The sequence below is a fragment of the Piscicoccus intestinalis NBRC 104926 genome (assembly GCF_001515525.1).
In the GTDB taxonomy this organism is placed as follows: Bacteria; Actinomycetota; Actinomycetes; order Actinomycetales; family Dermatophilaceae; genus Kineosphaera; species Kineosphaera intestinalis.
Map to the genome: position 1 here is coordinate 1 of NZ_BCNQ01000208.1, position 6,036 is coordinate 6,036.

Annotated in this window: 7 protein-coding genes and 1 pseudogene; 4 read left to right on the forward strand and 4 right to left on the reverse strand. The window is 72.9% G+C overall.

The window, feature by feature from the left end:
• Positions 1 to 195 precede the first annotated feature (195 nt).
• Positions 196 to 390, forward strand: a complete 195-nt coding sequence (gene rpmB, locus PINTE_RS19930; protein ID WP_040563938.1) for a 50S ribosomal protein L28 — start codon at positions 196 to 198, stop codon at positions 388 to 390.
• Positions 391 to 491: 101 nt separating this feature from the next.
• Here the strand turns inward: rpmB and thiL are convergent, their stop codons facing one another.
• Positions 492 to 1,529 (reverse strand): thiamine-phosphate kinase, encoded by a 1,038-nt coding sequence (gene thiL / locus PINTE_RS19935; protein WP_068434131.1) that lies wholly within the window; start codon positions 1,527 to 1,529, stop codon positions 492 to 494.
• 108 nt (positions 1,530 to 1,637) lie between these two features.
• Here thiL and PINTE_RS19940 point away from each other — a divergent pair, with 108 nt between their 5' ends.
• Together PINTE_RS19940 and PINTE_RS19945 are read left to right on the forward strand one after the other, a co-directional pair.
• The gene (locus PINTE_RS19940) at positions 1,638 to 1,871 is read left to right on the forward strand and encodes an Lrp/AsnC ligand binding domain-containing protein (protein ID WP_068434133.1); all 234 of its coding nucleotides are present in this window, start codon (positions 1,638 to 1,640) and stop codon (positions 1,869 to 1,871) included.
• A complete protein-coding gene (locus tag PINTE_RS19945; RefSeq protein ID WP_157087412.1) occupies positions 1,868 to 2,320 on the forward strand; it encodes a DUF3515 family protein in 453 nt (150 codons plus the stop codon). The genes PINTE_RS19940 and PINTE_RS19945 overlap by 4 nt, the downstream gene beginning before the upstream one ends.
• Before the next feature lie 108 nt (positions 2,321 to 2,428).
• Here the strand turns inward: PINTE_RS19945 and PINTE_RS19950 are convergent, their stop codons facing one another.
• The 3 genes from PINTE_RS19950 to PINTE_RS19960 form a co-directional block, all read right to left on the reverse strand.
• A complete protein-coding gene (locus tag PINTE_RS19950) occupies positions 2,429 to 3,550 on the reverse strand; it encodes a D-alanine--D-alanine ligase family protein (protein ID WP_068434135.1) in 1,122 nt (373 codons plus the stop codon).
• A gap of 338 nt (positions 3,551 to 3,888) precedes the next feature.
• Positions 3,889 to 4,890 (reverse strand): NAD(P)H-dependent glycerol-3-phosphate dehydrogenase, encoded by a 1,002-nt coding sequence (locus PINTE_RS19955; protein ID WP_068434137.1) that lies wholly within the window; start codon positions 4,888 to 4,890, stop codon positions 3,889 to 3,891.
• On the reverse strand, positions 4,890 to 5,651 hold the full coding sequence (locus PINTE_RS19960; RefSeq protein WP_245643074.1) for a lysophospholipid acyltransferase family protein: 762 nt from the start codon (positions 5,649 to 5,651) through the stop codon (positions 4,890 to 4,892). The genes PINTE_RS19955 and PINTE_RS19960 overlap by 1 nt, the downstream gene beginning before the upstream one ends.
• Positions 5,652 to 5,729: 78 nt before the next feature.
• Between PINTE_RS19960 and PINTE_RS19965 the strand changes: the two are divergent.
• Positions 5,730 to 6,036, forward strand: a pseudogene (locus tag PINTE_RS19965) (hypothetical protein); the annotation flags it as partial.

The following is a 6,036-nucleotide window of genomic DNA, read 5'->3' on the forward strand; positions in this document are numbered from 1 at the left end:
GCCTCGTCGCTGCCGGGCGCGCCCGGCCGCGTTCGTCGCCCGCCGCGGCGAGGCCGCCGCCGACCGCAGCATTTGGGCTCCCCCGCCCGCCTCGGCTACTCTTGACCAGTTCCTGCTGCGTGCTCATCCGCCGACGCGCCTTCGATCGCCCAGCAGTCCGACCCGCATTGTTCATTTCGTTCTCAGGAGTACTCCGTGGCTGCCAACTGCGACGTCTGCGGCAAGGGGCCGACCTTCGGTCACAACATCTCGCACTCGCACCGGCGCACCAACCGTCGCTGGACGCCGAACATCCAGCGCGTCCGCGCGAAGGTCGGGGCCGCCGGCAAGACGCCGAAGCGCCTCAACGTGTGCACCTCCTGCCTCAAGGCGGGCAAGGTCCAGCGCTGAGCTGAGCGCACCGGCAGACGAGCCGTCCGGCGTGGCCGGGCGGCTCTTTGTCGTGCCTGTGCACCACAACCCTTGTCGCGACCGCTTGCCACAAAGTGAGGTCAGCCGCCGAAGTGGTCCCACCCCAGCGAGTGCGGCGGTGTGCCGTCGACGAGCACCCGCTGCGTCTCATCCCCCTGCGCGTCGGCCGACGATCCGCCCGCGCGCGACACCGGCTCCACCTGCCCGATGATCCGCCACGGCGGCGGCAGCGGCACGTAGGGCGGAAAGCACGCGAGCAGCGAGTGTTCTTCGCCGCCACCGAGCACGCTGTCCAGCGCCGCCTCGTCACCGACGTGCGGTCGCAGGGCGTCCAGGTCCGTGGCCAGGGCCGCAGAGTCGAGGGCGATGACGACGTCGCTGGCCCGCGCCACGCGGCCGGCGTCGCGTACGAGGCCGTCGGACAGGTCGATCATCGCGCTGGCTCCGGCGTCCGCGGCCTGCGGCCCGCACGCCAGCGGGGGTGTGGGACGGCGTTGGGCGTCGAGCAATTCCCGCGCCTCCGGGGTGGCGTCCCGCCACTGGTCGGTGAGGAAGAGGTGCAGCCCCGCGGCGGCCCGGCCGAGCGATCCGGCCACGGCCACGACGTCACCGGGCCGGGCGCCGGAGCGGGTCACCGGGGCTCGATCCCCCAGGTCGCCGACCGCGACGATACTGACCGCGGCCACTCCCTCACCGGCCGACGACAGGTCGCCGCCGAGCACGCCGGTGCCGGCCTCCGCGGCGGCCTGACCGATGCCCTCGGCGAACCCGACCGCCCAGTCCAGCGGCATCGACGGGGCCGCGACGAGCGTGACGAGCAGCCCGGTCGGCGTGGCGCCCATCGCCGCGACGTCGGCGAGATTCTGCGCGACGCACTTGGCCCCGACGTCCTGCGGCGACGACCACTGCGGCATCCAGTCCTGACCGAGCACCATCGTGTCGGTCGTCAGCACGGTGCGCCCCGGCGCGGCGAGCACCGCGGCATCGTCACCGGGCCCCAGCTCGACGCCCTCCGGCACCGGCATGAGCGGAAAGATCAGCTCGAGGAGCCGGTCCTCTCCGATATCGGCGAGCGTGCGGCCGGTCGTGTCGCCGGCGGGCGGGGTGTTCTCGGGCACGAGGTCGACCTTCTTGTGGCTGCGGGGCGGCGGACTTGCATGATGATCCTTCCGGCAGGCTAGACCGCCACGGTGATTCCGGGCGCGCGCAAAGGAGAGGATCCGCTCATGGTGCAGGCCTACGTGCTCATCCAGACCGAGGTCGGTCGCTCCCATCAGGTGGCCGCGGCGATCGCCGCGCTGGCGGGGGTGATCTCGACGAGCGAGGTGACCGGCCCGTACGACATCATCGTGCGCGTGGGCGCCGACAGCCTCGAGGCCCTCGCCGAGGTCGTGCTCGAACGGATCCAGGCGATCGAGGGCATCACCCGCACGCTGACGTGCACGATCACCAACCCGTGAGGCGGCTCGCCGCCGGTCGCGGGACGATCGTGCTCCTCGGGCTGCTCGGGGTGCTGGGGCTCACGGGGTGCGGGGCGGTCGAGGTCGCCGTGCCGCCGCTGGCGACCAGCGCGCCCTGCCCGAGCATGGGGTGGCCGCAGCAGGTCGCGGGGCACGATCGGGTCGACGTGACGCCGGACTCCCCCGCCTCGGCCGCCTGGGGCGACCCGGCGATCATCGCGCGCTGCGGGGTGCCGGCACCGCCTCCGACGACGCTGGAGTGCCTCGGCGTCGACGACGTCGACTGGGTCGTCGAGCAACTCTCCGACGGGCAGCGGTTCACGACGTACGGCCGCGATCCCGCGCTGCAGGTGCTCGTGCCGAACGCCTACTCCCCCGAGCCGCTCGTGCTCGGCGCCTTCACGCCCGCGGCCCGCACCCTGCCGGCCACCGGACGCCAATGCCGGTGAGGCTCAGCGCAATCCGGTTCAGCGCAATCCGGTTCAGCGCAATCCGGTTCAGCGCAAGCCGACTCAGTGCACTCCGGTTCAGCGCAAGCCGACTCAGTGCACTCCGGTTCAGCGCAAGCCGACCCGGCGGTGCCGGGCGAGCTCGATGAGTTCGGTGATGAGGTCGCGGTAGGCCAGCCCGGTGGCCGCCCACATCTGCGGGTACATCGAGTGCGGCGTGAACCCCGGCATCGTGTTGATCTCGTTGAGGATGATCTCGCCGGAGTCGGTGTAGAAGAAGTCGACCCGCGCCAGACCCTCGCAGCTCGCGGCCTCGAACGCGGCCACGGCCAGGCTCTTGATGCGCTCGGCGTCGTCCGGCGGCACGTCGGCGGGGCAGGACAGGTTGACGTCGGCCTCCGCGAGGTACTTGGCCTCGAAGTCGTAGAAGTCGTGGCCCTGGGTGACGACGATCTCGCCGAGCTCGCTGGCCCGGTTGGGGTCGGTGCCGCGCCCGGCGAGGATGCCGCACTCGATCTCGCGGCCGAAGACCGCGGCCTCGAGGATGACCTTCGGGTCGTGCGCGCGGGCGGTCTCGATCGCCGCAGCGAGGCCGTCGGGGTCGGTCACTCGGGTGATGCCGACGCTGGAGCCGGCCCGGCACGGCTTGACGAAGACCGGCCAACCCAGCCCCGCCACGCGTTCGCGGCAGTCGTCGGGGTCGGTGAGCCACTGCCGGTCGGTGATGACGACATAAGGACCGACCGGCAGGTCCGCGGCCTCGAACACTACCTTCATGTAGTGCTTGTCCATCATGACCGCGGACGCGAGCACGCCCGAGCCGACGTAGGGGATGTCGGCGAGTTCGAGCAGGCCCTGGAGCGTGCCGTCCTCGCCGAACGGGCCGTGCAGCAGCGGGAACACGACGTCGACCTGGCCGAGGTCGCTCGGCACCTGCCCGGCCCGCACGCTGGTCAGCGAGCGGGAGCCGGTGGCCAGCGGCAGCATGACGTCGGTGTCGGCGGTCGGTACCTGCGGCAGGCGACCGGGGCGCATCGCGAGCGCGTCGAGGTCGTCGCCGGCGAGCACCCACTGCCCGTCGGGCGCGATGCCGATCGGCAGCACGTCGTAGCGGTCTCGGTCGATGGCAGCCATGACCCCGGCCGCCGTGGCGCACGACACCGCGTGCTCGGAGGAGCGCCCGCCGAACACGACGGCGACGCGGGGCTTTCGGGGCTGGTCGGTGCTCATCGAGCGCGAGAATACCGGGACCCCTCCCGCTCCCCCGCCCACGCTTCCCTCGAAACTGCGTGTCGTGGTGATAACTGCGGCTCGGACCGCAGTTCTCACCACGACACGCAGTTTTCACGGTCGTTGGGGGGCGTCGCCGGGGCAGGCCGTCGTCGGGCGGGTCGGCCGTCGTCGGGGTTCGTCGGCGGGGGTGGCCGTCGGGGGTTGGCCGTCGTCGGGATTCGTCGGCGGGGTCACGGTCGTCGAGGGTTGGCCGCCGGCCGTTGACGCCGACTGCGCCCGGGCGTGACCACCGGCGACACCAGCGCCACCCAACTACGCGCCTGATCCTCGACCGGTCAGTTCTTCTCGCGTTTGCGCTCGCGGGCCATGAGGGCGTCGGCGATGAGCTGGGGCCGCTGGCCGTCGTGCACGATCGCGACGACCGCCTCGCAGATCGGCACCTCGACGCCGACGCGCTGCGCCAGCGCGAGAATCGACTCGCACGACGTGACCCCCTCGGCCGTCTGCTTCGTTTCGGCGACGACGTCGGCGAGCGACCCGCCGCGGCCGAGCCCGACCCCCACGCGGTGATTGCGCGACAGCGGCGACATGCACGTGGCGATGAGGTCACCGACGCCCGCGAGGCCGGAGAACGTGTCGGGCTGCGCGCCGAGCGCGGCGCCGAGCCGCACCGTCTCCGCCAGGCCGCGGGTGATGACGGTCGCCTTCGTGTTGTCGCCCAGCCCCATGCCCTCGGCGACCCCCACGGCCACGGCGACGACGTTCTTCGTCGCGCCGCCGAGTTCACAACCGACGACGTCGGTGTCGGTGTACGGGCGGAAGTAGGGGGTGGCGCACATCTCGGCGACGAGGTCGGCCGTCTGCTGCCTGGGCGAGGCGACGACGCTGGCGGCGGGCTGCTTGGCCGCGATCTCGCGGGCCAGGTTGGGGCCGGAGACGACCGCCAGGCGCTCGGTCTCCACGTCGGCGACCTGCGCGATGACCTGCGTCATCCGCAGCGACGTGCCCAGCTCGATGCCCTTCATGAGCGAGACCAAGACGGCCTCGCGCGGGATCAGGGGGGCCCAGACGGCGAGGTTGTCGCGCAGCCGCTGGCTCGGCACGGCCAGCACGACGAGGTCGGCCCCGTCGAGGGCGTAGGCGGGGTCGTCGGTGGCCTCGATCTCCTCGGGGAGCACGAGATCGGGCAGGTAGTCGGCGTTGACGCGGGTCGCGTTGATCCCGGCGACGAGGTCGGCGCGCCGCCCCCACAGGCGCACGTCGTTGCCGGCGTCGGCGAGCACGGCCGAGAAGGCGGTGCCCCAGCTGCCGGTTCCGAACACCGCGACCCGGCGCATCAGAGCGTCTCCGGGCCGACGGGAGGCGGGCCCACGACGCGGCGCGCGGTGCGCCGGTCCCACACGCCCTCGGGCGGTCTCTCGCCGCGCAGCCCGGCCACCCCCGCGGTGATCGCGGCCATGATCCTGGCGGTGGCCTCGCGCAGCAGCTCGGCGGTGACGGGCCGCGCGCGCAGGTCCTCGAGTTCGACGGGGGCACCCAGCGACATCCGCATGACCGGCCGCCGCCAGGGGCGAAAGGTGCCGTCGGCGTCGAGCAGTTCGCGCGCGCCCCACTGCGCGAGCGGCAGCACGGGCGCGCCGGATTCCAGGGCGAGTCGCGCGGCGCCGGTCTTGCCGCTCATCGGCCACCCCAAAGGATCCTTGGTGATCGTGCCCTCGGGGGTGATGACGATGCATCTGCCGTCCCGCACGGCCGCGATGGCGTCGCGGTAGGCCTCGGCGGCGCGACCGTCTCCGCGATGCACGGGCACCTGCTCGCAGGCGGTCAGCCACCGTCCCAGCAGGGGCAGCTCGAACAGCGAGGCCTTGCCGAGAAAGTACGGCGGGTGACCGTTCTCGAAGAGAAAGTGGGCCACCGCGAACGGGTCGGCGTAGGAGATGTGGTTGACGGCGACGACGCAGCCGCCGGTCGCCGGCAGATACTCCGCGCCGCGCCACTGCTGGCGCGTCAACGCCCGCATCATCGGGCGCACGACGCCGACGGCGCTGCGATAGGCGAAGGTCAGCGGTGCGCCGCCCCTGGCCTGTGCCGTGCTCACGTGTTCCCCGTTCGATGTGTCGTCGCCTGCGTGGGTGGCCCACCGGCGCATCCCGCCCGGCACACCCTACCGAGGCCGATGGCAAGATCGGTCGATGTGTCGACCTCCGGGCCCCAGACGTGGCGCGTCGTCGTGCCCGTCAAGGGCACCGCGGCGGCGAAGTCCCGGCTCTCCCTCGTCGCGGGGCGCCGCCGTTACGACCTCGCGGTCGCCCTGGCTCTCGACACGATCGCGGCGGCCGCGGACACGCCCGGCGTGCGGCTCGTCGTCGTCACTTCCGACGGCCTCATCGCGGCGGAGGCCGAGGGGCTGGGCGCCGCGGTCGTGCCCGACCCCGGCACGGGGCTGGGTGCCGCGATCGACGCCGGCGTCGAGCAGGCCGCCC

Bases quoted from the DNA above. Each gene is read 5' to 3' on its own strand.
- PINTE_RS19940 (WP_068434133.1), top strand. From the start codon at position 1,638: ATGGTGCAGGCCTACGTGCTCATCCAGACCGAGGTCGGTCGCTCCCAT.
- PINTE_RS19950 (WP_068434135.1), bottom strand. From the start codon at position 3,550: ATGAGCACCGACCAGCCCCGAAAGCCCCGCGTCGCCGTCGTGTTCGGC.
- PINTE_RS19955 (WP_068434137.1), bottom strand. From the start codon at position 4,890: ATGCGCCGGGTCGCGGTGTTCGGAACCGGCAGCTGGGGCACCGCCTTC.